Annotated in this window: 23 protein-coding genes; 16 read left to right on the forward strand and 7 right to left on the reverse strand. The window is 32.8% G+C overall.

Going from position 1 to position 24,935, the window contains the following annotated elements; translation table 11 throughout:
* Positions 1-4: 4 nt before the first annotated feature.
* The gene (locus HHX25_RS18255; protein WP_169676474.1) at positions 5-2,368 is read right to left on the reverse strand and encodes a T9SS type A sorting domain-containing protein; all 2,364 of its coding nucleotides are present in this window, start codon (positions 2,366-2,368) and stop codon (positions 5-7) included.
* A 238-nt stretch (positions 2,369-2,606) separates the two neighbouring features.
* On the opposite strand from HHX25_RS18255, the gene HHX25_RS18260 reads away from it, so the two are divergent.
* A complete protein-coding gene (locus tag HHX25_RS18260) occupies positions 2,607-3,218 on the forward strand; it encodes an IMPACT family protein (protein ID WP_169676476.1) in 612 nt (203 codons plus the stop codon).
* On the opposite strand, the gene HHX25_RS18265 is transcribed toward HHX25_RS18260, so the two are convergent.
* The gene (locus HHX25_RS18265; RefSeq protein WP_169676478.1) at positions 3,215-3,613 is read right to left on the reverse strand and encodes an acyl-CoA thioesterase; all 399 of its coding nucleotides are present in this window, start codon (positions 3,611-3,613) and stop codon (positions 3,215-3,217) included. The two genes, HHX25_RS18260 and HHX25_RS18265, sit on opposite strands and share 4 nt — an antisense overlap.
* 193 nt (positions 3,614-3,806) lie before the next feature.
* Between HHX25_RS18265 and dnaA the strand changes: the two genes are divergently transcribed.
* Genes dnaA through HHX25_RS18280 form a run of 3 tightly spaced genes read left to right on the forward strand, consistent with a single transcriptional unit; the run spans position 3,807 to position 6,427 of the window.
* Positions 3,807-5,234, forward strand: a complete 1,428-nt coding sequence (dnaA, locus tag HHX25_RS18270) for a chromosomal replication initiator protein DnaA (RefSeq protein ID WP_169676480.1) — start codon at positions 3,807-3,809, stop codon at positions 5,232-5,234.
* Between the two features lie 11 nt (positions 5,235-5,245).
* On the forward strand, positions 5,246-5,698 hold the full coding sequence (locus tag HHX25_RS18275; RefSeq protein ID WP_169676482.1) for a low molecular weight protein-tyrosine-phosphatase: 453 nt from the start codon (positions 5,246-5,248) through the stop codon (positions 5,696-5,698).
* Between the two features lie 12 nt (positions 5,699-5,710).
* Positions 5,711-6,427, forward strand: coding sequence for an SAM-dependent methyltransferase (locus HHX25_RS18280; RefSeq protein ID WP_169676484.1), 717 nt, complete (start codon positions 5,711-5,713; stop codon positions 6,425-6,427).
* 3 nt (positions 6,428-6,430) lie between these two features.
* On the opposite strand, the gene HHX25_RS18285 is transcribed toward HHX25_RS18280, so the two are convergent.
* From HHX25_RS18285 to dapF, 5 genes are all read right to left on the reverse strand, one after another.
* A complete protein-coding gene (locus HHX25_RS18285; RefSeq protein ID WP_169676486.1) occupies positions 6,431-7,078 on the reverse strand; it encodes a peptidoglycan-binding protein LysM in 648 nt (215 codons plus the stop codon).
* 111 nt (positions 7,079-7,189) lie between these two features.
* Positions 7,190-8,101: a DUF2279 domain-containing protein gene (locus HHX25_RS18290; RefSeq protein WP_317169110.1), complete on the reverse strand. Its 912-nt coding sequence runs from the start codon at positions 8,099-8,101 to the stop codon at positions 7,190-7,192.
* Positions 8,101-9,144: an endolytic transglycosylase MltG gene (gene mltG / locus HHX25_RS18295; RefSeq protein WP_169676488.1), complete on the reverse strand. Its 1,044-nt coding sequence runs from the start codon at positions 9,142-9,144 to the stop codon at positions 8,101-8,103. The genes HHX25_RS18290 and mltG overlap by 1 nt, the downstream gene beginning before the upstream one ends.
* Before the next feature lies 1 nt (position 9,145).
* On the reverse strand, positions 9,146-9,670 hold the full coding sequence (locus HHX25_RS18300) for a GNAT family N-acetyltransferase (protein WP_169676490.1): 525 nt from the start codon (positions 9,668-9,670) through the stop codon (positions 9,146-9,148).
* Positions 9,667-10,440: a diaminopimelate epimerase gene (dapF, locus tag HHX25_RS18305; RefSeq protein WP_169676492.1), complete on the reverse strand. Its 774-nt coding sequence runs from the start codon at positions 10,438-10,440 to the stop codon at positions 9,667-9,669. Before dapF ends, HHX25_RS18300 begins: the two co-directional genes overlap by 4 nt.
* A gap of 149 nt (positions 10,441-10,589) precedes the next feature.
* Here dapF and HHX25_RS18310 point away from each other — a divergent pair, with 149 nt between their 5' ends.
* From HHX25_RS18310 to HHX25_RS18365, 12 genes are all read left to right on the forward strand, one after another.
* Positions 10,590-12,002 carry a trypsin-like peptidase domain-containing protein gene (locus HHX25_RS18310; RefSeq protein ID WP_169676494.1) on the forward strand — a complete coding sequence of 471 codons (1,413 nt, stop codon included), beginning with the start codon at positions 10,590-10,592 and terminating at the stop codon, positions 12,000-12,002.
* A 140-nt stretch (positions 12,003-12,142) separates the two neighbouring features.
* Positions 12,143-13,591, forward strand: a complete 1,449-nt coding sequence (locus HHX25_RS18315) for a glyceraldehyde-3-phosphate dehydrogenase (protein WP_169676497.1) — start codon at positions 12,143-12,145, stop codon at positions 13,589-13,591.
* A gap of 128 nt (positions 13,592-13,719) precedes the next feature.
* Positions 13,720-14,328, forward strand: coding sequence for a tRNA (guanine-N1)-methyltransferase (locus HHX25_RS18320; RefSeq protein ID WP_169676499.1), 609 nt, complete (start codon positions 13,720-13,722; stop codon positions 14,326-14,328).
* Positions 14,329-14,388: 60 nt separating this feature from the next.
* Positions 14,389-14,832 (forward strand): GNAT family N-acetyltransferase, encoded by a 444-nt coding sequence (locus HHX25_RS18325; protein WP_169676501.1) that lies wholly within the window; start codon positions 14,389-14,391, stop codon positions 14,830-14,832.
* A gap of 2 nt (positions 14,833-14,834) precedes the next feature.
* Positions 14,835-15,509: a class I SAM-dependent methyltransferase gene (locus tag HHX25_RS18330; protein ID WP_169676503.1), complete on the forward strand. Its 675-nt coding sequence runs from the start codon at positions 14,835-14,837 to the stop codon at positions 15,507-15,509.
* A 101-nt stretch (positions 15,510-15,610) separates the two neighbouring features.
* The gene (gene trmD / locus HHX25_RS18335) at positions 15,611-16,288 is read left to right on the forward strand and encodes a tRNA (guanosine(37)-N1)-methyltransferase TrmD (RefSeq protein ID WP_169676505.1); all 678 of its coding nucleotides are present in this window, start codon (positions 15,611-15,613) and stop codon (positions 16,286-16,288) included.
* Positions 16,289-16,393: 105 nt separating this feature from the next.
* Positions 16,394-16,726: a hypothetical protein gene (locus HHX25_RS18340; RefSeq protein ID WP_169676506.1), complete on the forward strand. Its 333-nt coding sequence runs from the start codon at positions 16,394-16,396 to the stop codon at positions 16,724-16,726.
* Positions 16,727-16,846: 120 nt separating this feature from the next.
* Positions 16,847-17,197, forward strand: a complete 351-nt coding sequence (gene rplS / locus HHX25_RS18345) for a 50S ribosomal protein L19 (RefSeq protein WP_169676507.1) — start codon at positions 16,847-16,849, stop codon at positions 17,195-17,197.
* An 862-nt stretch (positions 17,198-18,059) separates the two neighbouring features.
* The gene (locus HHX25_RS18350; protein ID WP_169676508.1) at positions 18,060-20,270 is read left to right on the forward strand and encodes an NADP-dependent isocitrate dehydrogenase; all 2,211 of its coding nucleotides are present in this window, start codon (positions 18,060-18,062) and stop codon (positions 20,268-20,270) included.
* A 73-nt stretch (positions 20,271-20,343) separates the two neighbouring features.
* Positions 20,344-22,719: a TonB-dependent receptor gene (locus HHX25_RS18355; RefSeq protein ID WP_169676509.1), complete on the forward strand. Its 2,376-nt coding sequence runs from the start codon at positions 20,344-20,346 to the stop codon at positions 22,717-22,719.
* A gap of 4 nt (positions 22,720-22,723) precedes the next feature.
* Positions 22,724-23,542: a DUF4249 domain-containing protein gene (locus HHX25_RS18360; protein ID WP_169676510.1), complete on the forward strand. Its 819-nt coding sequence runs from the start codon at positions 22,724-22,726 to the stop codon at positions 23,540-23,542.
* 146 nt (positions 23,543-23,688) lie between these two features.
* A complete protein-coding gene (locus HHX25_RS18365; RefSeq protein WP_169676511.1) occupies positions 23,689-24,933 on the forward strand; it encodes an efflux RND transporter periplasmic adaptor subunit in 1,245 nt (414 codons plus the stop codon).
* Positions 24,934-24,935 lie beyond the last annotated feature (2 nt).

Consider the following 24,935-nt stretch of genomic DNA (forward strand, 5'->3'; position numbering starts at 1 on the left):
ATTATTAGTCAACAATAATCTTTTTAACAATTTTATTATTATCTATTTTAAATGTCACAAAGTAAACCCCTTGAGACCAATTACTAACATCAACAACAACTTCTTCAACTTCTGGTTTTTCTTCTGAATACACTAAATTCCCTAGAACATCTACTATAGACAGCGCCCCATTCATCTGATTTTTTATTTTGATATTTAAAATGGAATTTGTTGGATTAGGATATACTGAAAAAACATCTTCAAGATCATTATCGTCTACACTTAAAGCTCCAGTCTCCACATAAGTTAAAATTATCCTTGTAGCTACCCAGTTAGCATCGCTACCACCTCGATCTGAAAACTCTAATGAGAGTTTCCCATCAGCTACATCCACCTCAAATATTTCGTTAAAATATACTCCAGGAGTCGTATTTATGTTTTCTAACATATCGACACCTTCTGCCTTAACAAATATATTATCATGAGGATAAGAACGGTCTCCAAATGTAATAAGTACCTTCCACCTACCGTTACGCAATTTTGTTTCAAAAGTTGCTGGTTGAGAAGACTGGCACAAATCCCTATTGAGATCGTTAGTACCAGATGCACTTCCTCGATCCCTGTCACCAACAACAGAAGTGTCTGTCCAACCGTATAAACTATTGGATGTATCACCATGTAACCTATCATAATTAGGCCAAACCACTGATGTTCTTGTACCTAAGTCAAATCTAAATTCATCACTATTTTCATTAAACAAAGAAGTTTCTCGATACATATAAACAGCTCCAAAATCTGATCGTCCCGTTGTATCAAAAACAGTATAATGGAAAAAATCCTTTCCATTGAGCCCTGATGCTGGTGGTGTATATATAAGTTCATTTCTTCCTCCCGGACCTGTACCTGAAGAAAGACTAATAGTCCCACCTAAATTACTTACTTGATCTAAAACACTAACATCCAACACATCATTATTCACATCATAATCATTTGAGATCACATCAATGGTAACGGGGTCATTAGATTGCATTTCATATTCATCGAAAGCTCCAAAAGGTTTCATTTCGCCTGGATTTGCAACTGGATCTCCTGCAGAACGTTTTTGATTAAGTACTTGCCTCACAACTTGAGCTTCTGTGGTAGAAAACCTTCCTATATTATGGTTTCCCGATCCGTGCATCACACTAATATAGTAATCATTACCTCCCGATGTGGTTGAGCCTGAATTATTTCGTGGTCTATTTTCATAAAATATACCAGAGCTATTGGTATGTTTTAAGTTCCAAACGTGACCAACTTCATGCACTGCTGTTCCATTAGCCCAACTAGTTGCACCATTCCCTCCCATCGTAGCATACTTAAAAGGTGTATCTACTTTATTAACATAAGCTAAACCAGATGGTGCCGATTTTACATGGTATACTGCCACATCGTGTGTAGTACCAACTTCACTCGGGTTATTATTCCAATAATCTTTAAATGCCGCAAGACTGGCACTAGCATTAGGAGCTGCTCCAGTAGCTGTAACCAAATCTCTTAACGGGTCAGTACTAGCATTAGTCCTAATTATAACCGTACCTAGTCTAAATGCTACCCCTGAACCATGAAGAAATCGGCTATTAAGATTTCCAATTATAGATTGTGCCGAAGCCTGGGCTGTCGCCAAATTTCCATTGTAAGCAGAGCCGAAAAAAGATCTTGATCCAATTTCTACACCAATTTCATATTCAAGGACATCCATTACGGTTGTTGGCGGTAAACTTGCAGGCAATAAACTATTACTTTCTTTTTGTGTCAACTGATTATTTGAGGTTTTTGCAGAGGCTATAGGTCGTTTTATTCTCGTACTTGAATTTCTGTTTTCTAATGTAGAATGATCATGGCCTTTATCACCAACATCCAATGTACAGCCTTTTTCTAAGTATGAATGATTATCTTTAACAGCAAAAATTTCGTGAGTTCTTTTATCTTTTGACGAAGGCCTTATTTCAACCATTTCGCTATTAGGTTTAATTATCGTGGCTATTAACCCTTCTTCAGAGATAACTGCATTTACATAATACTCTGGATGTTCTTTAACATGACCTGTGTATGTACATTCCTTAGGTTTTTCTATTTCCACCACCTTACCTGTCCCATCATCAATTAAAAACCTCGTATTTTTACCAAAAACAAAACTTTTATCAAGTTCCAAGGTCATTGTTTCTCCTAAATAAGAAACAGGCATTGAAACGTTTGAAGGTAAATTTTCAGGAAGGGCTTCAATAATTAAAACCTCTTGTTGATGAGTTTTTGTCTCGGAATTTGCGTTATTTTGTGCACTTACCCTGAAACAATTCAGAAGAAGCAATAAAAAAAATATCTTTCGATAAGGTAGTTTTGAAATCATGATTTTTGTTTCGTTAGAGATTCATATAAAAATGTCTCTCAAATATTGTAATAAAATCACTACCCTAGCGGTTATAAATATTTCTTTTTAATAAACATTTTGTTCATTTTCTATCAGAAAGCAATAAAAACAAAAAAACCTTCACATGTAAAAATTCATAAGATGTTATTTGACGATTTTTAAATCTTATATACAAAGTTTGGCGTGAACATAAAAATTATAACTTATTATTGTAAAAATGAATTCTATAAGAGACACCTATAAAACAATTCTAAAAGCTACAGAAGAACAGCTTTACAAGGACAAAAACAGCAAGTTTTATGGTTATGCATTTTCTATTTTAACAGAAGATGATGCAAAAATTTATATAGAGACACTAAAAAAGAAACACCACGCTGCCAGACATTGGTGTTATGCCTATCAATTAGGAACAGAAACTACTATTTATCGCGCGAATGACGATGGAGAACCCAGTAATTCTGCAGGCATGCCTATTTACGGACAAATTCAATCTTTTGAGGTTACCAATATTTTAATTGTTGTTGTACGATACTTTGGAGGTGTTAAATTAGGTGTTGGGGGCTTAATTAATGCTTATAAAACCACAGCGCAGCTAGTATTAGAACATTCTAATATTATAGAAAAAACCATAAATACAGATTACCTTATTTCATTTGATTATAAAAACATGAATAAAGTGATGCGTATCATCAAAGAGAAAAAACTACATATTATCCATCAAGCATTGGAAATGGATTGTAAAATCACCATTTCTGTGAGAAAAAAGGAGGCTGAATCTACTTTCGATATTTTCAATCATCTCTTCGAAATTGATATTAAAAAAATTTAACTATTTATAAGATCCAAAAAATATTGTGGTGCTTTAGTTGGTCTGTTTGTTTTCATATCGACAAACACTAAAGTCGTACTTGCTGTTGTTAATATTTCGTCCTTTTCATTAGTAATCTCATATTCGAATTCAATCTTCGCTGTAGGGATTTTCTTTAGTTGAGTTTTTACATTAATTACATCATCATAACCTGCTGATTTTTTATAGTTTATACTCAAAGAAACTACGGGTAACATGATACCATTTTCTTCCATAGATTTATAAGAAATCCCTAATTTTCGCAACCATTCTATTCTCCCCATTTCAAGGTATAATGCGTAATTACCATGATAAACGACACCCATTTGGTCAGTTTCACCATATCTCACTCTTATTTGTATTTCATCGATTTTCATAGGGATTATTAAATATTTTTTCGTAGTTTCGGCATGAGCTTAAACATGGGGAAAAAATTCTAAAAATTCAATAGTAAATGATTTTTTTTTTAAGAATTTTGTTCACATATTTGCCACGAGTAAATGGGGACAGGGGGAATTAAGATCTCTCTCTTATATTATAACTAACTACAAAAATTACTAAACAAAACTAATGAGTATAACTGCGCAATCGGTATGGGATAATTGTCTTGAATTCATAAAGGATAACATTCAGCCGCAAGCATATAAAACTTGGTTTGAACCTATTATAGCAGTTAAACTTACAGATAATGCATTAAGTGTCCAAGTGCCTAGTAAATTCTTTTATGAATGGCTTGAAGAACACTACGTAAAAATCCTAAAAGTATCTCTTACAAAAGAACTAGGAGAAGGCGCCAAGCTTGTTTACATTATAAAAATGGAAAACACGTATGGCAACAAACAACCTTTTACTGAAAAGATACCAAGTTCGAATAGAACATCTGTAAAATCACAAGATGTTGATATTCCTTTAAACAATAAAAGTCCAGAATTAAGAAATCCTTTTGTTATTCCAGGCATTAGAAATGTCAAGATAGAATCTCAGTTAAATCCTAATTATAGTTTCGAAAACTTTTTGGAAGGAGATTCTAATCGCTTGGCCCGTAGTGCTGGTTTAGCTGTTTCAAATAAACCTGGAGGCACATCGTTTAATCCTCTTTTAATTTTTGGAGGTGTAGGCCTAGGAAAAACACATTTGGCCCATGCTATTGGAGTTGACATAAAAGACAAGTATCCGGAAAAAACTGTTTTGTATATTTCTGCTGAGAAATTTACACAACAATATATTGATGCCGTAAAGAAGAATAATAGAAATGATTTTATTCATTTTTATCAAATTATCGATGTATTGATTATTGATGATGTCCAATTCTTTTCTGGAAAAACTGGAACCCAAGATGTTTTCTTCCATATTTTCAACCATTTGCATCAAAATGGCAAACAGGTTATTTTAACCAGTGATAAAGCACCTGTTGATATGCAAGATATTGAGCAACGCTTATTATCTCGTTTTAAATGGGGACTTTCTGCCGAACTGCAAACACCAGACTTCGAAACCAGAGTTTCTATACTGAAAAACAAATTATATCGAGATGGCGTTGAAATGCCTGAAGATATTATAGAATATGTCGCTAAAAATATCAAAACGAATGTTAGGGAATTAGAAGGCGCCATCATTTCATTAATAGCACAATCTTCCTTCAACAAAAAAGAAATCACCATTGATTTAGCTAGAATAATCGTTGAGAAATTTGTTAAAAACACGAAACGTGAAGTTTCAATAGATTATATACAAAAAGTAGTATCCGATTATTTTCAAATGGATATTGATACTTTACAATCTAAAACGAGAAAACGTCACATCGTTCAGGCACGTCAGCTTGCCATGTTTTTTGCAAAAAAATTCACCAAAGCATCATTAGCAAGTATTGGTTCTCAAATAGGAAAACGAGATCACGCAACAGTATTACATGCTTGTAAAACGGTTGACAATTTATCTTCAACAGATAAACAATTTAGAAAATATGTTGAAGATATTACTAAAAAGCTTTCCATTTAAAATTCACTAAAATGACTAAAATTCTGATGGTATGTTTAGGAAACATTTGTCGTTCTCCTCTTGCCGAAGGTATTTTAAAATCTAAGCTTTCCAGCGATTTATTCCAAGTAGACTCTGCCGGTACTGCCAATTATCATACGGGAAACTCTCCCGACAAACGTTCTATAGCTGTTGCCAGAAAATACGGATTGGATATTTCCCATTTAAAGGGACGCCAATTTAAAACTTCTGATTTTGATTTATTCGACTTTATTTATGTTATGGATGAATCTAATTTTAGAAATGTGACTTCACTAGCCAGAAATGATGAAGACATTGCAAAAGTAAAATTCATTTTAAACGAAGTATACCCAAACCAAAATTACGATGTTCCAGATCCATATTATGGAGGTGATGAAGGTTTTGAAAATGTTTATAAAATGTTAGATGAAGCCTGCGATGTCATTGCAAAAAAATTAATTTAAATAAAAATGCCTATGAACACTGTTAAAGGCAAGCTATACTTAATTCCAACAACTTTAGGTGACAACAATACTTTGGAGGTTTTACCTATATCGGTGAAGCAAATCATTGAACAAACGGACACCTATATTGTTGAAAATGAAAAAACTGCCAGGCGTTTTATAAAAAAAATAACTCCCAATAAACCACAACCTTCTTTAAACCTATTTCATTTAAACAAATTTACTGATGCAAGTGAGTTGCCAAACTTCTTATCTCCTTGCTTGAATGGAACGAATATTGGACTCTTATCGGAAGCAGGTTGCCCTGGAGTTGCCGACCCTGGTGCAGATATTGTAAAATTAGCACATCAAAAAAATATTAAGGTCGTTCCTTTAGTTGGCCCATCCTCTATTTTAATGGCAATCATGAGTTCTGGAATGAACGGTCAAAACTTTACCTTCAATGGCTATTTGCCCATAGACAAAGGCGAGCGCAAAAGTGAAATCAAAAGACTGGAACGCTTATCTTTTGAACGTAATCAGTCTCAAATATTCATAGAAACACCTTATAGAAACAATAAAATGCTTGAAGACCTATGCCATACATTAGATAAAAACACCGACATAGCTGTGGCATGTGACATTACCTTAAATACAGAATTTATAAAAACACAAACGGCAAATGAATGGAAAAAAAATATTGTAGATCTGCATAAGAGACCTACAATATTTATTATTCATAAAAGCTAATTCTTATATAGCTTTTGCTTTTTTATTTGGTTTTACAAACGATGTATCATATCCCGAAAAACGTTTCATATAATCGTGCACCGTGGTACCATAACCATCGGCAAAATTATCTAAACCGTAGCTTCTTAAATATTTTTTCACATTACCAGGACCAGCTAAATGCGCAGCAGCTAAGATTCCAGACTCAGTTACTATAATACCATTAATTCGCTTTCCAACAAAATTCTTGATATCACGTCTTAAAATCCATTTATTACGTTCTGCATTTGCAATAAAAGCACGTTCCTGAAGCTTAGGATTTTTCAAAAACTTAGTTGGGTTTTTAATTCCAATCATTTTTAAAGTCTCCTTTCCAAATTGATACTTACCTAAATAGCCAAATGTATTCACAGAAAAGTAATCACCTCCAGATTCTTTAAAAGCCAAGGCTTCTTTAAATCCGACAAAAGACTTCCCTAAGTAAGGAGAGAATGGTTCATTAGATGCCAATAAATTACCATCTTTGCCTCCATCGCGTACTGTATAATTTAAGTCTAATCCTTTAGTGGAATATTTACTCAAATCCATAGTCTCTCTAGATGAAAGCGACACACTTAATATAAAACATATTGTAAGCGCGAGGGTCGTGTAACTTGCAATATTCTTTATCATAATTTTAAACTTTTTCAGCGTATTTTTCTAACAAAATACCCCTTGAAATTTGAGCGTGCAAAATTAGGCTTTTTTTTAATTATTTCAAAATTAATCGATTATGTGTATTTTTTAGTTGTAGAATAGATGAAATACACACTTATTTTTGTTGATTTCTAATGTAGGGAATGGTATTTTTACCATATTAAAAATGTCAAAAATCGACCTCAAAAACTTTGAATCTGTCCTAATAGCATTCAAATTTACATCAAAACTCAAATAGTATTGACGCACCCTCTGATTAGTTGTTAACATTTGATTGTCAATAACTTCCGACCCATAAAGCATACCATCTGCGCCATATCCAACAGCTATATTTAACCATTTGGGTATTTTACTTTCTTTAAAAAAAGAACGCAGATTAGCACTTAACCAATAAGTTTGTCCATTATAATCTTTCAATACTTGCTCTAAAAGGTTTTCTCCGAGCTTATCTGGGTTTAAATCTGCATACTTTGTTTGATGAAAAGAGTACTTTAAGGCAATTCTTTGCTCATTCCATAACAATTCTTGTCCAATATACAACCCTGTTCCTGCTGCATTAGCGGCAATATCTCCCCACGAAAAACCCCACTCTTGTGAATATCCGTCCAATACTTCTACAGCTGTTAAAAACCCAAAGCCCAAAGTAGCGCCATATATTAATTGCCCCTTTTTATCCACCCCACTCCAATTTAGGAGTTGTGCACCATGTTTTCCCATTTGATAAGATGTAAATGCATGACCTATCTTATCCATTTGAAGCCATTCACTATTATCATTAACCGTATGAAACTTTGAACGGTCGAAATCTGAATACCAAAGTTGGTTTAAGCCTATTAATGAAATACCTGCTAAAGATGCTTCACCTATAACCACTGCATTTCTTCTAGGCTTATTAAGTGTGTCACTGGGGGTTAAAAAATCATTTAGTCTTGATTGCGAATAAGAAAGCGTAGACAATAGGGCAAATAAAAGAATATGTTTTAAAGCAGGTTTCTTCACTATTTATTAATGCCTTGAGATGATAAATAACGATGGTAGGCCCTGGCATTTATATTATGCTGTGATAAAGTTTTTGCAAACTTATGATATCCCAAACGCTTGGCATCTGCCGCAAAATATATATAATTGTGCTCTTCATGATTTAAAACAGCATCAATTGCCGAAATATCCGGCATCGCAATTAAACCAGGTGGCAGTCCAGCATTTTTATATGTATTGTAAGGAGATTCAATCTCTTTATGAATATTCAAAACACGTTTTATAATGGTATTCTTGTATTGAGGCAATTTATAAGCTGCAAATTTAAGTGTGGGATCAGCCTGTAGTGGAATACCCCGTTTTAATCTATTAATATAAACTCCTGCTATTCTTGGCTGTTCACTGGTTTGTTTGGATTCTTCATAAACAATTGAAGCCAAGGCTATTACTTCATCTGGAGACATATCTATAGCTTTTGCTTTATTCTTCCGAGAATCATTCCAAAAACGATTGTACTCTTTCAGCATACGATTTCTAAACGCTTCTCCTGAAGTATTCCAGAAAAGTTCATAACTATTGGGCAGATACATCCCTAAAGCAGTAGCTTCTTTAAAGTTATTTTTATCTAAAAACGTTTGGTCTTTCATGGCTTTTAACAAAGAAATACTATCTGCTTCAATTTGGGTAGCTATGCGTCCTGCTAACTTTTCAAGGGTTTCTTGATTATTAAAAGATACTTTAATTGGTATATTCTTACTGCGAATAGAATTGATAATATCATTATTAGTCATGTCTTTTTTAATGGCAAACTTACCCGCTTTAACATGTGTTGTATATTTTTTTTGTTCGGCTAAGTCATCAAAAGAATCTATATCATTTAATAAAGGTATTAGTTGGTTTCTAACATCTTCATAAGTTGCTTTAGTAGGGATAAAAATATAAGCAGTATCATTATTAAATGCTGTATTAGGCTTTAACATGGCCTTATATACGAAATTTGCAAAAAATGCAGCAACTACCAATCCAATAATTACAATAGTTAGAAGTATCTTTTTTATATACATTTTAATTATTTATAAGCTGAAATAAATATTCATTTTTATAGGAACCATTACTACGGATCCAATCCTTTTTAAGCCCTATTTTTTTAAACCCCTGATTTGTAAAAAGCTTGATACTTGCTTCATTTTCTTCAGAGATATTACAATATAACTGGTGCAAACCTAAATAGGTAAAACTATAGTCTATTAATAGCTCAAGCGCCTCATAACCATAACCTTTCCTTCTATTGTTGGTCTCCTTAACCAAAACACCAACGCCTGCCCTGCTATTTTTAAAATCGAAATCGAACAAATCAATCATGCCTAATGCTTCTTCTTTATAACTCGAAATAACCAGTCGCAATTGTTTAACTTCGAAAATATCTTTATGAGCCTGTTCCAAATACTGTTTGATTAAATATTTTGAATAAGGTGTTATAGTATTGCTGATTTCCCAGACAGTCTCATCATTTTCAATAGTATGGATAAACTCTAGATCCTCAGGTTCTAAAGCACGCAAGTATATATTTTCACCCTTTAAAGTAATCATACAGCACCTTTAAACACAAGTTTTGCAGGTCCAATGAGCCAAACATTTTTATAGAGCCCATTTTCAACTTCAAAAGACACTTGTAACTTACCTCCTGGTACTCGGAGCGTTATAAGGTTTTCTTTCGTTTCGTTAATAGCATGCATGGCTAAAGCAACAGCAGTCGCTCCTGTACCACATGACAAAGTTTCATCTTCTACCCCACGCTCATAAGTCCTAACCGTAAAAATCTGATCACTTATTTTCTTAACAAAATTCACATTACTTCCTGCCTCATTATATGGTGTTCCATATCTAATTTTCGAACCTTCCGTTTTTATATCGAAAGATTCTATCTGATTTTCAAATTGTACATGATGTGGTGAACCTGTATCTAAAAAGACATGATTCTCATGTTTTTCTACCGTATCAACATCCACCATTTGAAGTTTTACAATATCGCCATCAATAGTAGCATGATGTAATCCATCTATAGCCTCGAAAGCTGCCTTATCTTTTATAACCCCTAGTTGCTTTGCAAATGCGACCAAACAACGCCCTCCATTACCACACATAGAACTTTCGTTCCCATCGGCGTTATAATACACCATCTTAAAATCTAAATCGTCATGATTCTCTAAAAGAATAAGTCCGTCAGCCCCTATGCCAAAACGTCTGTCGCATAATGAAGCTACATGTTTGGTATTATTTTTGTCGAAAGTTTGTTGACGATTATCAATCATCACAAAATCGTTTCCTGTTCCTTGATATTTATAAAAAGTCTGTTGCATAATAAAGCACAAAGATATAAATATTAAACGGTATTTTTGATTGTTAAATAGTCGTTAAAATGGACGTTAAAAATCGTTAAAACGAAATTGACCATTCAATAAATATTTAATTTTAATCGTTAGTAAATTGTAAAATAAATTTTAGAATTATGAAGAAGATTTTATCATTAATACTGGTTTCTGCATTAGGTGGTGTTTTAACGCTTGGTGCTTATAAACTCTTTTTAGAAAAAGAAAACAAAAACATCGTAGTAGCAGCAACAGATTCTATTCCTACTTTTTTACCAACAAATAATATTAATAGACCATTAAAAGCCTACGAGAATTCAGATTTCACAACAGCTGCCGAAAATACCGTTAATGCTGTGGTACACGTAAAAAATGTATCGCTCAGCCCTAGACAAATGACTTTTGAGGATTTGTTTTTTGGAAGAAGTTCTCAACGTCCGCAATTAGGTACAGGCTCGGGGGTAATAATCACACCAGATGGTTATATTATTACTAATAATCATGTTATAAACAACTCTCAAGAATTATCGGTGACTTTGAATAACAATAAAACTTATGAAGCAAAAATTATTGGATCCGATCCTAAAACCGACATCGCCTTGCTGAAAATTGAAGCAGATGAAGAGCTTCCTGTAGTAACTTTCGGGAATTCTGATGAAGCAAAAATTGGAGAATGGGTATTGGCCGTTGGAAACCCTTTTAATTTAACGTCAACAGTCACTGCTGGTATAATTAGTGCAAAATCCAGAGATTTATCTGGTGTAAGCTCACAATCGTTTATACAAACAGATGCTGCTGTAAACCCTGGTAATTCTGGTGGTGCATTAGTAAATACTAATGGTGAACTCATCGGAATAAACACTGCCATTTCTTCTCAAACAGGGTCTTACATTGGTTATTCGTTTGCTGTACCTAGTAATATTGCTCGCAAAGTTGTTGAAGACATTATGGAATATGGCAACGTACAAAATGGTGTTTTAGGCATTAAAGCTGGTACTTTTAACAGTAGAGTAGCCCAAGAAGAAGGTCTTAATTATACAGAAGGTGTCTATGTTTCTGAAGTTATTAAAAACTCTGGAGCCGAAAAGGCTGGTATCAAAAAAGGTGATATTATTAAAAAATTGGACAACATAGAAGTATCTAAATTTGAGGACTTAAGTGGTTATATAAAAACAAAACGTCCAAATGATATCATAAATGTTGAAATATACAGAAATGACAAAATTAAAACTGTAGACGTAAAACTCTCAAAAACAGATGCTTTCTCTATAAACTTCGTAGACATGGAACTACAGGATTTATCTGATTCATTTAAGGAGGAATATGGTATAGACTATGGTGTTATGGTAAAAAATACTAAAAACAAATGGTTATATTCCAATCTGGGGATCACTGAAGGCTATATTATTACTGGAATAAATGACATAAAAATTGAAACAATAGCGGACATTTCAAAAATAAAGGAAAAATACGGCGATGATATTCAAGAAAATATTAAAAAGTTAGAATACATCAACACAAGAAAAGAGAAAAAGGAAGTTATTTTCAGATAGAAACAACTCCTAAAAATCACTTTTTAACCCTATCAAAAATTTATTTTTTTGATAGGGTTATTTTTTTCTTAAAATACGCTACGAAAACGTTTGAAATATGATATTTTTGTCAGAAATTTAACTAAACTAAATATTTTACAATGTCTTTTAACAAAGCTTATGAAAATGAGTTAGCCTTTCAAGCAGATCGTCGAAGAGCTACCGTAGAATTTATTAAAATTATTAGTGATCTTTGGTATGACAAATCTATTGAATTGGTAATTTTCAGAAACCAACTTATCGATAGAAATGTGAGCCAAATTTTAAACCTACATGAATATGCTGGCAAATTTGTACAAAAGCCTATTTCTATTTTTGATTCAGTAGAAATAGCTCAAGCTATTAAAACGCTTGATGTACCTCCTGCAAAGTTGGATATTGGAAAACTCACTTACGAATTCCACTTAGAAGACAACAAACACAGCAACCCTACTGCTTTTGTTGCTAGAAAGCTAAAAGATGCAAACAAAAATGGAGACATCCTTCCCAAAGATGTTGTCCTTTATGGTTTTGGCAGAATTGGACGTTTAGTAGCTCGTGAACTCATGACACGGACAGGTAAAGGTAGTCAGCTACGCTTAAGAGCTATCGTAACCCGAGGGGATATTGATGAAAAAATACTAGAAAAACGTGCCTCTTTATTACGAAACGATTCGGTTCACGGTGACTTTTCTGGAACCGTTTCTGTAGATGTAAAAAACAGCGCATTGATTATAAATGGAACGACCGTGAATGTTATTTCCACAAATGCTCCTGAAGATATTGATTATACCAAGTATAAAATAAATAAAGCTTTAGTTATTGATAATACAGGTGCCTTTAGAGATAAAAAAAGTTTAAGCAGACATTTAAAAGCTAAAGGAATCGACAAAGTATTATTAACAGCTCCTGGGAAAGGTGTACCAAATATCGTTTATGGAGTAAACCATACAGAAAACAATCCAGATAAAGTTAAAATTTTCTCGGCTGCATCTTGTACAACCAATGCCATCACACCTGTACTAAAAGCTATAGAAGATTCATTTGGTGTAAAATCTGGCCACTTAGAAACAATCCATGCCTATACTAACGATCAGAATTTAGTAGATAATTTCCACAAAAAATACAGACGTGGGCGTGCAGCTGCTTTAAACATGGTTATTACAGAAACTGGAGCAGGCGTTGCTGTTGCCAAGGCATTACCAAGCTTAGAAGGCAAACTAACATCAAACGCCATTCGGGTTCCCGTTCCTAACGGCTCCTTGGCTATTCTAAATTTAGAATTAAAAACAAAAACCTCTTTAAATGGCATTAATACCATTTTAAAAAAATATGCTTTAGAAGGCGATTTAGTTGAACAAATTAAATTCGAACTAAGTGATGAGTTAGTATCTAGTGATATTGTTGGAAGCTCAGCTCCTTCTATTTATGATAGTAAAGCAACCATAGTACGTAAAGATGGTAAAAATGCTGTTTTATATATATGGTATGATAATGAATACGGGTATAGCCATCAAGTTATAAGACTTGCAAAATATATCTCTAAAGTAAGGCGTTATACGTATTATTAATATAAAAACATCCAAATTGAGATTTAAATCGTATATAAATTAGCCTCATTTTATGAGGCTTTTTATTATATAACTGTAATAATAAACAATATTTTATAACTTCGTAAAATTATTTAAACCAATCATAAATGAATGCTATAAAAAAAATCCCTCTCATACTTATACTTTTTATTTTCTCATTACCCTCTTTTTCACAAACAAAAAAAGAAAAAGACAACCTTTCTCTTAACAGTGGTACTATAGACAGCCAATTTGAGTTTGTAATAAGACGTTCTAATAAGTATCAAGACTATAAAGTTGTAAAGAATCATTGGTTATTTAAGCTAAAAGCCAATACATTAGATTCATTAGGGGCCGTGCATAAAAACCTTGCAGATACACAGTTAATTGTTAAAAAACAAGGCAAAGAAATTTCAGATTTAAAATCGAACCTAAACAACACACAGCTTGATTTAGATAAAACCAACTCAGAGAAAAATAACATGGCCTTATTCGGCATGCAAATGAGTAAAACAAGTTATAATGTCCTTATGTGGTCCATTATCGCTGGTTTGCTAGCTTTACTTCTATTATTTATCTATAAGTTTAAAAATAGTAATGCTGTTACCAAAGAAGCTAAACACGCCCTTGCTGAAATTGAAGAAGAATTTGATGAACACCGAAAAATAGCCTTAGAACGCGAGCAAAAGGTAAGACGTCAATTACAAGACGAAATAAACAAACAAAAAGGTTTATAAATAAAATCAGAATATAAATTTAAAAATCTGTAATTTCATATTACAGATTTTTTTTTTACAATGACAATAATACAAGCAACTACAGAACACTTAGACGATTTGGTCCCTCTTTTTGACGGTTATCGCGTTTTTTACAGACAAACATCTAATTTAAATTCTGTTAAAGCATTTTTAAAAGATCGCTTAACCAAACAAGACTCTGTTATTTATATAGCCTATATCAACGATATAGCTGTTGGCTTCACACAGCTATACTTTTTATTCTCTTCAGTATCGATGAAACCAATGTATGTTTTAAATGATTTATACATAGATGCTAATTTCAGAAGCAAGAATATTGGTACGATACTCATCAATAAAGCTAAAGCATTATGCAAAGAAAAAGGATATAAAGGCCTAATAATACAAACAGAACCAACAAATCCAGCACAACATTTATACCAACGTTTAGGCTTTATAAAAGATAAAGACTTAACATTTTTTTGGAAAAATGAACAAACATAATTATGGCAGAAAAACTTAACCTAGATAGTAAGCTTACCCCTAAAGAACTTGCAAAACACCTTAGGCAACCAGAAGGAGAAACAGGAAAAGAAATAGGCTTACAAATGAATAAAGGCAATAAACATATTTGCTTAAATTCATACAAAGTACTTAACCCTAAGAACAAAAACCATATTCTGGAAATTGGCATGGGAAATGGCTTTTTTGTTAAAGACTTATTAAAAATGGCAGATGACTTAACATATATAGGGGTTGACTTCTCTCCCATTATGGTCGATGAAGCTAATTTTATAAATGAGGGGCTCATTAAATCGGGAAAAGTACGTTTTGAACAAGCATCTATTGAAAGACTTCCATTTAATGATGATACTTTTGATTGTATTACAACAACTAACACGCTTTATTTTTGGCCGCAACCTCAAGACAATGCTGAAGAATTACTTAGGGTTTTAAAACCTGGAGGTACATTATTAATAGCCTACCGTTCTAAAAGTTTTTTGAATAAATTAGAACTTTCAAAACACGGGTTTACAAAATATGAGATAGCAGATGTTGAAAATATACTAATCAAATCTGGTTTCAAACAAATTACTACTAAAACTATTAAAGAACCTGAATTAGATTTTGATGATACTTTGTTTGAAATGGAAGGGCTGTTTACGACGGGTATTAAGTAACTATATTTTAATGCTAGTGTTAAATGGTTCGTTTAAGATGCGATTCAAAGATTCAAAATAACAAACAATTAAAGTATCTTTGCAGTTCTTAAAACAACCCAATGCGCATAGATATTATTACTGTTTTACCAGAATTACTTAAAAGTCCTTTTGAAGCCTCAATTTTAAAACGGGCCATTAATGCTGGTTTGGTAGAAGTGCACTTTCATAACCTAAGAGATTATACTACCAATAATTATAAATCTATCGATGACACACAATTTGGTGGTGGAGCTGGTATGGTTATGATGATTGAGCCCATAGATAAGTGCATTTCAGCTTTAAAAGCAGAGAGAGATTATGACGAAGTGATCTATATGACACCAGATGGAGAAACCTTAAAACAAGGCATTGCCAACCAGATATCATTAAAAGAGAATATTATTATTCTATGTGGCCACTATAAAGGAGTCGATCAACGAGTACGTGACCATTTTATAACGCGGGAGATTTCTATTGGCGATTATGTATTGTCTGGTGGTGAATTGGGAGCTGCCGTGCTTTGCGATGCTGTAATACGATTAATTCCTGGGGTACTGGGTAATGAGACATCTGCTCTAACCGATTCATTTCAAGATAATTTGTTAGCACCTCCTATTTATACAAAGCCACGCGATTATAAAGGCTGGAAAGTCCCTGAATTATTATTTAGCGGCAACCTTCCCGAGATTGAAAAATGGCGTGAAGAACAGGCTTATTTAAGAACAAAAGAACGTAGACCAGATTTACTGGACGATTAATCTTTAAAATTGTAACTTTTAAAGTGCTAAAAGTCAAATCAGAACATCCAAACTTTGTTATATTATTTTATATATTTGAACATTTCATGTTTTAAATAAAATATTATGGATGAGCTTACCGTTGCAAATGACTTTTTCAACAGTGCAATAATTGGAACTATCTTTTCAGGGATATCCCATATTCTATTACTAATTGGCAGCATTATTATTTTAAACAAGCAAAAAACTACAGCTAGTTTTTTAATTCTTTTGGGAGCGATTTTTATGATATTAACATCTCTTATCGGTATCCTTTGGCCAGTTTTATCGCAAGGGAATTATGAAAAGGTTTTGGAGGTACAAGGCATTATATCTATTATATCGGGATTATCTTATTTTATTTTTGCTCTCGGAATCCTTCTTTTTGCTGTACAATTAATAAAAAAAGAGCTCTCGTAAAAAATACAATTATTAATTGTGCATTATTAATTATTAACTATCTTTGCAGCCAATTTCGGGTTAACCTCTGGCGAGAATCGTGAATGTTGTTCTGAATTAATTATAATTAAATTTAAAGATATGGAATCTTTAGTAAAATTTGTACAAGACGAATTTGTAACAAGAAAAGATTTACCAGAATTTTCAGCTGGTGATACAATCACTGTTTATTACGAGATTAAAGAGGGTAACAAAACAAGAACTCAGTTTTTTAGAGGTGTAGTGATACAAAGAAGAGGTTCTGGAACATCAGAAACTTTTACCATTAGAAAAATGTCTGGGTCTATTGGGGTTGAACGTATTTTCCCAATTAACTTACCAGCTTTACAAAAAATAGAGATTAACAAACGTGGTAAAGTACGTAGAGCCAGAATCTACTATTTTAGAGGTCTTACTGGTAAAAAAGCCAGAATTAAAGAGAGAAGACACTAATAGCGTATTGTTACAAAACAATTATATAAAGGCCTTGATTTTTATCAAGGCTTTTTTTATTAACAAAAGTTAATAAGTTAAGTTTATAAATAGTTGATATCTAATGCTTTGAAAAATTTGTTTTTTTGATTTCCAATACTATCTTAGCAAAAGAATTATTAACAACCTCGGTTGGTTTCATGGTAACATGAATTTGTATTATATTCTAAAATAAGGTAACGTTCTTTATTATAATTAATTGTTTTTTGAGGTTTTGGTGTGCCACGTGTATGCGTGTGAGAGCAAAAGACCATGAGATTACAAAAAGTCCTAAATGTGCAAGCAGTTAGCTACTCGTGTAATTGAAAGCTCTAAAAGCAACAGAAACGAAAGTGTATGTTGTAATGAAAGCAATGCTTTAATCAAGTTTAACGTGAAAACGAAAAATGCGATTGATAGCATCAAAAAGAACAATTAATAGAAACATTTTAAGTAGTAGGTCAATGCATATTGAAAATTACTGATTTGTTTCGTTGAAATAGCAGTACTTGAATTGAAAAGGTTTAAATGCAAGTTTAAACTGATTTAGTAGCAATGCTAATTAGGTCACGTCATGTTATTTCAAAGAAAGCCATATCAAAGAAGATTAAGTTCTTTCGTGATATGGCTTTTGTTATTTTGTAACTTCAATACCTGTTTTTTATTAAATCCTTACTTACATCTAACTTTTTTACCATTCTTATAAAACTATTCCTTTTTAATTGTTTTTCATACAATATTTAAACATTTTTAACGAGGCATTTTTGTATATTCGCAGGGCTAAAAACGAATCTACATGCATACATGTTTTTAGCTTTACAATAATTCAAAAAAAACGACACCAATGTCAAAAATTATTTATACAAAAACAGATGAAGCTCCAGCTTTAGCAACACGCTCATTTTTACCTATTGTTAAAGCTTTTATTAAATCTTCGGGAATCAATATTGAAACCAAAGACATATCATTAGCAGCTAGAATTTTAGCTGTATTTCCTGATTTTTTAAATGAAGACCAACAAGTTTCAGATGACTTAGCATTTCTTGGTGATTTGGCTAAAAAGCCCGAAGCTAATATTATAAAACTACCTAATATTAGTGCTTCTATACCACAATTAAAGGGTGCAATAAAAGAACTGCAGTCACAAGGTTTTAGTATACCTAATTACCCGGATAGCCCAAAGAACGAATCTGAAAAAGATATTAAATCACGCTACGATAAAATTAAAGGTAGTGCTGTAAACCCTGTCCTTCGTGAAGGGAATTCAGATAGACGTGCACCTAAAGCTGTAAAGAATTATGCCAAAAAGAACCCACATACCATGGGGGTATGGACGAGTGACTCTAAAACGCATGTAGCAACTATGCAATCTGGAGATTTTGCCCATAATGAAAAATCGACAACCTTAGTTGAAGCTACAAGTGTAAAAATTGAGCATATAGACCATAATGGCAATACAACGGTTTTAAAAGAGAGTTTTGACTTATTAAAAGGAGAAATAATCGATGCTACTGTTATGAACAAAAAAGCGCTTGTTTCATTTTTAGATGAACAAGTAGCTGATGCGAAAAAAAATGATTTGCTCTTTTCTTTGCATATGAAAGGTACCATGATGAAGGTTAGCGACCCTATTATATTTGGTCACGCCGTAAAAGCATACTATAAAGACGTGTTTAAAAAACATGGAGATACTATAAAAAAATTAGGTGTCAATGTAAATTCTGGAGTTAGTAACCTCTTAAGTAGAATTGAAGAACTCCCTGATGCCAAACGTAAAGAGATAGAGGCAGATATCAAGGCTGTTTATCAAAATGGTCCAGCACTAGCTATGGTAAATAGTGATAAAGGTATTACAAACCTGCATGTTCCAAGTGATGTTATTATCGATGCCTCAATGCCAGCTATGATTCGTACTTCTGGTCAAATGTGGAATGCTGAAGGTAAGCTACAAGATACCAAAGCTGTTATTCCAGACAGTAGTTATGCAGGCGTTTATGCGGCTACCATAGATTTTTGTAAAAAACATGGGGCTTTTGATCCAACAACTATGGGAACCGTTCCCAATGTTGGACTTATGGCGCAAAAAGCAGAAGAATATGGATCTCACGACAAAACTTTTGAAATAACATCTAATGGAACCGTTCGGGTTATTGATGCTTCAGGAAATACATTACTAGAACACACGGTAGAAGAAGGTGATATCTGGAGAATGTGTCAAGTTAAAGATGCCCCAATTCAAGACTGGGTAAAATTGGCTGTAACGCGTTCAAGAGCTTCTCAAACCCCCGCTGTATTCTGGCTAAATGAAAATAGAGCCCATGATGCTGAATTAATTAAAAAAGTAAACACTTATTTAAAAGATCACGATACTGAAGGACTAGATCTAAAAATCTTGTCTCCTGTTGATGCTACAACTTATACTTGCGAAAGAATTATAGAAGGAAAAGATACCATTTCTGTATCTGGTAATGTATTACGTGATTATTTAACAGATTTATTCCCAATATTAGAGGTTGGTACAAGTGCTAAAATGTTATCAATAGTGCCATTAATGAATGGTGGTGGTTTATTTGAAACTGGAGCTGGTGGTTCTGCTCCAAAACACGTTCAACAATTATTAGAAGAAAACCATTTACGTTGGGATTCTTTAGGAGAGTTCTTAGCATTAGCAGTATCTTTAGAGCATTTCAGTGAAGTTAACAATAATGCAAAAGCAAAAATTTTAGGAGAAACTTTAGATGATGCTACCGAAAAATTATTAGAAAACAAAAAAGGACCTTCCAGAAAAGCTGGCGAGTTAGACAATAGAGGAAGTCACTTTTATTTAGCCATGTATTGGGCACAAGAATTAGCTAATCAAACAAAAGATGAGACTCTAAAAACCGAGTTCACTCCTATAGCTAAACAATTAGCTGATAATGAAACTACTATTGTAAAAGAGCTAAATGATATCCAAGGCAAACCTACAGATATAGGCGGATACTACGAGCCAAATGAAGTACTTATTAACCAAGTTATGCGACCTAGCGAAACGTTTAATAGTATTTTACAATAGTTACATGACTATAAAAAATATTAAAAAGCTCCTTTTAGGAGCTTTTTTTATACTTTTATAAAAAAGCTATTACATGAAAAACCTTCTTTTGTGGTTTCTCTTCATCTTGTGTTTTAACATACTATCGATAGAAGCTCAGCAAAAATTTACGTTGAGTGGAACTATTTTTGAAAAAAAAAGTAACGAAACTCTTATTGGGGTCAATATCATTTTTCCAGAAATTCAATCTGGAACGACCACAAATGAATATGGGTTTTACTCCATTACATTACCCGAAGGCACCTACAAAATAGTCATTAGCTATTTGGGCTTTGCTACAAAATCTGAGACCATTATACTCTCGGAAGATAATACCAAAAATTTCAGTTTAACAGATTCTTCAGAAAGTTTAAATGAAATAATCATTATTGAAAATATAGAAAAACCCGACATCAAGACTCCCCAAATGAGTGTTAACAAACTAACATCCAGAACTATAAAAGAAATACCCGTTGTACTAGGGGAAGCAGATATCATAAAAGCCATTACGTTACTACCTGGTGTTACTAATGCTGGGGAAGCGTCTTCGGGGTTTAACGTTAGAGGTGGTGCGGCAGATCAAAATTTAATTCTTTTAGATGAAGCTACAATTTATAATTCATCTCATTTGTTTGGTTTCTTTTCTGTTTTTAATCCAGATGCCATCAAAGATCTTCGATTGTATAAGGGGGGGATTCCTGCCCGCTATGGCGGAAGAGTTTCATCTGTATTGGATATTTACCAAAAAGAAGGCAATAGCAAAGAATTTCATATGAATGGAGGTTTAGGTATTGTCTCTAGTAGATTACTCGCCGAAGGTCCGATAAAAAAAGAAAAAGGATCTTTTCTTTTTGGTGGCAGGTCAAGCTATGCCCATTTATTTTTGCCCATTTTTGATATTGATAATATTGCTTACTTCTATGATTTAAATACCAAATTGAGCTACAAATTAAATAATAGAAACAACATTTACTTATCTGGGTATTTTGGCCGTGATGTATTTAGAATTGAAGACACTTTTGAAAATATTTATGGAAATTCGGTTTTAAATTTTCGATGGAATCATTTATTTTCAGATAAACTCTTCTCTAACTTATCATTAATCTATTCCGATTATTATTACGATTTAAAATTAAGCTTTGTAGAGTTTGATTGGGTTTCAGGTATTCAAAATTTTAATTTAAAATACGACTTCAAACATTATTTAAATGATAAAATAAAACTTCAGTACGGGTTAAATAGTATCTATTACAAATTTAATCCTGGAGAAATAAATCCTACCGTACCTACTTCAGGTATTAATCCGTTTAAACTTATTGATAAATATGCTTTTGAAAATGCAATTTATCTGGATGTTGAGCAAAAGGTTACAGACAAACTTGCTCTATCCTACGGGATTCGTTTAAGTTCTTTTTATCGCTTGGGACAAGATGAATTAAATATTTATGAAAACAACCAAGCTGTTTTATTTAATGAAGATTTTCAAATTTATGAGAAAGCAGCTCCAATTGGCACCGAAAATTTTAAACGGAGTGATGTTATCTCTAAATTTTTTAATCTGGAACCAAGAGCTTCTTTAGCGTATCAAATAACCTCAAACAGTTCAATAAAGATGAGTTATAACAGGATGAGTCAATATTTACACCTCCTTTCAAATACCAACTCTCCTACGCCTTTAGATATTTGGACACCAAGTGGTAAATATATAAAACCACAATTATTAGATCAATTTGCCATAGGATATTTTGAGAATTTTGGAGATAATAACTATTCTTTAGAATTAGAGAGCTTCTACAAAACTGTAAAAAATAGAATCGATTATATAGACGGAGCCGATTTAATTGCAAACAATGCTATTGAACAGGTTATTTTAAATGGAAAAGCCAAAGCTTATGGTCTAGAGTTACTCCTAAGAAAAAACAAAGGGAAATTTAAAGGTTGGGTAGCATACACCCTATCAAAATCTGAGCAACAAACTAAAGGCAGGACACCAATAGAACTGGGAATTAATAATGGTAATTGGTACAGATCTCCTTACGATAAAACACATGATATTTCATGCACTGGTACGTATCATTGGAATAATAAATGGAAAATTAATGCAAACTTTTTATTTCAAACTGGACAACCTGCAACGTTTCCAAACGGACGCTATGTATTTAACGGTATAACTATTCCTAATTTTAATAGCAGGAATTCAGATAGATTACCATCCTACAATAGATTAGACGTATCGTTTACATATACACCCAAATCTAAAAAAAATAGTAGATGGCAAAGTCATTGGGTATTCGGAATTTATAATCTATACAATCGTAAAAATGCAGCATCGATTACTTTTGATCAAGACACCACAACAAAATCAAATCAAGCTATTCGATTAGCAATATTTGGAATTGTACCATCAATATCTTATAATTTCAAACTATAAGCTGATGAAAAAAATTATATATATATTACTCATATGTTTCCTCTGTACATCCTGTGAGGATGTTATAAATCTGGATTTAGAAACTGCAGAGCCTAGACTCGTCATAGATGCTTCATTAAACTGGATAAAAGGCACCGATGGAAAAACACAATTCATTCGACTTAGCCTTACGGCACCATATTATGGGAATAACATCCCGCCTGCTTCCGGGGCAATAGTTAGAGTTACAGACCAAAACAATAATACTTTTAATTTTATTGAAGAAGGCGAAAACACGGGAATGTACAAAAATGACACCTTCATTCCAGTAATCAACAATATTTATAGTCTTACAATAATATATAATAACGAAATTTACACAGCAACCGAAACATTAATGCCTGTTGTTCCAATTGATTTTGTAGAACAAAAAGATAATGGCGGATTCTCTGGTGATGAAACCGAAATAAAAGCCTATTATACAGATCCTGCAAACATTGAAAACTATTATTTATTTGAATTCGTTATCATTAATACTAACGCACTCAACCTTGAGGTTTACGATGATGAATTTACGGATGGTAATCAAATTTTTGGATTTTATTCTAAAGATAATCTCATCGCTGGTGATCAGCTAACAATACGAAATTCTGGAATTTCTAAGCGTGCTTTCGAATATTTAAACATATTACTCCAACAAAATGATAATCAGTCTGGTGACCCATTCGAAATCCAACCTGCAACCGTGAGAGGAAATTGTATTAACCAGACTAACCCTAGTAACTATCCGTTAGGCTATTTTAGAGTTTCAGAAACCTCAATTTTCTCTTATACAATTGAATAAATAATTTATTTCCTATTTTTCCTATATACTTTACATACGAAAATAGGCGGTTTGGTATAATTTATGATGATATTAACAAAATTAAAATAATGTGAGTCAACTTTTTATATATTTTTGACCAATCATCAATCAAACCAACAAACCAAATGAATAAAAAAAAGATAGCCATCACAATAGGCTTAATCATTTTACTCGTTATTGCTTATTCATATTTTTCTCCTAGTAATGATAGCGATGTTTCACTTACCACTAAAGTTGTAAAAGGCACTTTTAAAAATGAAGTATTTATTTCTGGAGAAGCACAGTCCACCAGTTCAAAAAAAATTAATGGCCCAAGTAATGCTAGACGATTTAATATTTACCAAATAAAAATTCAAGATTTAGTAGCAGAAGGTACTGTTGTTAAAAAAGGTGGCTATATTGGTAAACTTGATGCTTCTGAAGTAAACGGAAAACTTAATGATGCGCAATTGAACTTAGAAAAGGCCGAATCGAAGTATATACAACAAAAACTTGATACTACGCTTACCCTAAAACAAGAACGCAATACCATAAAAGATTTGTTGTTCAATATCGAAGAAGACAAATTGGAATTGGAACGCTCAGCATACGAATCTCCAGCCACCATTAGATCCTTAGAAATTAAAATACAAAAAACAGAACGCGATTTAAAGGAAAAAAGAGCTGACTATTCAATAAAAAAGAGGCAGGCAAATGCTAAAATGATCATTGCTGGCACTGAAGTTTCAAAGATTAAAAAAAGGATAGAAGATTTGTTAAAATTACAAAAAGAATTCACGATCTATTCTGATGATGCTGGCATGGTAACCTATGTTAAACAATGGAATGGTACTAAAAAGAAAGTAGGTTCCACTATAACACCCTGGGAACCTGCAATTGCCAGTTTACCCGATTTAACAAAAATGGAATCGAAAACTTATTGTAATGAGGTCGATATTAGAAAAATCAAAGAAGGATTAACTGTAAAAATAGGCTTTGATGCTTTTCCAGACATAGAACTAGATGGCATCGTTACAAGTGTCGCCAATGTAGGTGAGACCAAAGCAGGATCAGACATTAAGCTATTCCAGGTTTTAATAAAGCTTAATGAAACAAATGAGAACATCAGACCAGGAATGACCACATCGAATAAAATATTGATAAGTCAGCAAGATGATGTTTTAACAATTCCTTTAGAGGCAGTTTTTTCAAAGGATTCCATTAGTTATGCCTATGTAAAATCAGGCTTATCTATTAATAAAAAACAAGTAGAGCTGGGAGCTTCCAATAATGAAGTTGTCATTGTAAAAAAAGGCTTAGAGGAAAATAACGTTGTTTATTTAAGTAAACCAGAGGGTATAGAAGAAAAAAGTATAACGCTATTAAAATAAGC

Source organism: Flavivirga algicola, assembly GCF_012910715.1.
Lineage (GTDB): Bacteria > Bacteroidota > Bacteroidia > Flavobacteriales > Flavobacteriaceae > Flavivirga > Flavivirga algicola.

Excerpts from the sequence above, each read along its gene's own strand:
- HHX25_RS18255 (WP_169676474.1), bottom strand. The coding sequence starts at position 2,368 with ATGATTTCAAAACTACCTTATCGAAAGATATTTTTTTTATTGCTTCTT.
- HHX25_RS18260 (WP_169676476.1), top strand. The coding sequence starts at position 2,607 with ATGAATTCTATAAGAGACACCTATAAAACAATTCTAAAAGCTACAGAA.
- HHX25_RS18265 (WP_169676478.1), bottom strand. The coding sequence starts at position 3,613 with ATGAAAATCGATGAAATACAAATAAGAGTGAGATATGGTGAAACTGAC.
- dnaA (WP_169676480.1), top strand. The coding sequence starts at position 3,807 with ATGAGTATAACTGCGCAATCGGTATGGGATAATTGTCTTGAATTCATA.
- HHX25_RS18275 (WP_169676482.1), top strand. The coding sequence starts at position 5,246 with ATGACTAAAATTCTGATGGTATGTTTAGGAAACATTTGTCGTTCTCCT.
- HHX25_RS18280 (WP_169676484.1), top strand. The coding sequence starts at position 5,711 with ATGAACACTGTTAAAGGCAAGCTATACTTAATTCCAACAACTTTAGGT.
- HHX25_RS18285 (WP_169676486.1), bottom strand. The coding sequence starts at position 7,078 with ATGATAAAGAATATTGCAAGTTACACGACCCTCGCGCTTACAATATGT.
- mltG (WP_169676488.1), bottom strand. The coding sequence starts at position 9,144 with ATGTATATAAAAAAGATACTTCTAACTATTGTAATTATTGGATTGGTA.
- HHX25_RS18300 (WP_169676490.1), bottom strand. The coding sequence starts at position 9,670 with ATGATTACTTTAAAGGGTGAAAATATATACTTGCGTGCTTTAGAACCT.
- dapF (WP_169676492.1), bottom strand. The coding sequence starts at position 10,440 with ATGCAACAGACTTTTTATAAATATCAAGGAACAGGAAACGATTTTGTG.
- HHX25_RS18310 (WP_169676494.1), top strand. The coding sequence starts at position 10,590 with ATGAAGAAGATTTTATCATTAATACTGGTTTCTGCATTAGGTGGTGTT.
- HHX25_RS18315 (WP_169676497.1), top strand. The coding sequence starts at position 12,143 with ATGTCTTTTAACAAAGCTTATGAAAATGAGTTAGCCTTTCAAGCAGAT.
- HHX25_RS18320 (WP_169676499.1), top strand. The coding sequence starts at position 13,720 with ATGAATGCTATAAAAAAAATCCCTCTCATACTTATACTTTTTATTTTC.
- HHX25_RS18325 (WP_169676501.1), top strand. The coding sequence starts at position 14,389 with ATGACAATAATACAAGCAACTACAGAACACTTAGACGATTTGGTCCCT.
- HHX25_RS18330 (WP_169676503.1), top strand. The coding sequence starts at position 14,835 with ATGGCAGAAAAACTTAACCTAGATAGTAAGCTTACCCCTAAAGAACTT.
- trmD (WP_169676505.1), top strand. The coding sequence starts at position 15,611 with ATGCGCATAGATATTATTACTGTTTTACCAGAATTACTTAAAAGTCCT.
- HHX25_RS18340 (WP_169676506.1), top strand. The coding sequence starts at position 16,394 with ATGGATGAGCTTACCGTTGCAAATGACTTTTTCAACAGTGCAATAATT.
- rplS (WP_169676507.1), top strand. The coding sequence starts at position 16,847 with ATGGAATCTTTAGTAAAATTTGTACAAGACGAATTTGTAACAAGAAAA.
- HHX25_RS18350 (WP_169676508.1), top strand. The coding sequence starts at position 18,060 with ATGTCAAAAATTATTTATACAAAAACAGATGAAGCTCCAGCTTTAGCA.
- HHX25_RS18355 (WP_169676509.1), top strand. The coding sequence starts at position 20,344 with ATGAAAAACCTTCTTTTGTGGTTTCTCTTCATCTTGTGTTTTAACATA.
- HHX25_RS18360 (WP_169676510.1), top strand. The coding sequence starts at position 22,724 with ATGAAAAAAATTATATATATATTACTCATATGTTTCCTCTGTACATCC.
- HHX25_RS18365 (WP_169676511.1), top strand. The coding sequence starts at position 23,689 with ATGAATAAAAAAAAGATAGCCATCACAATAGGCTTAATCATTTTACTC.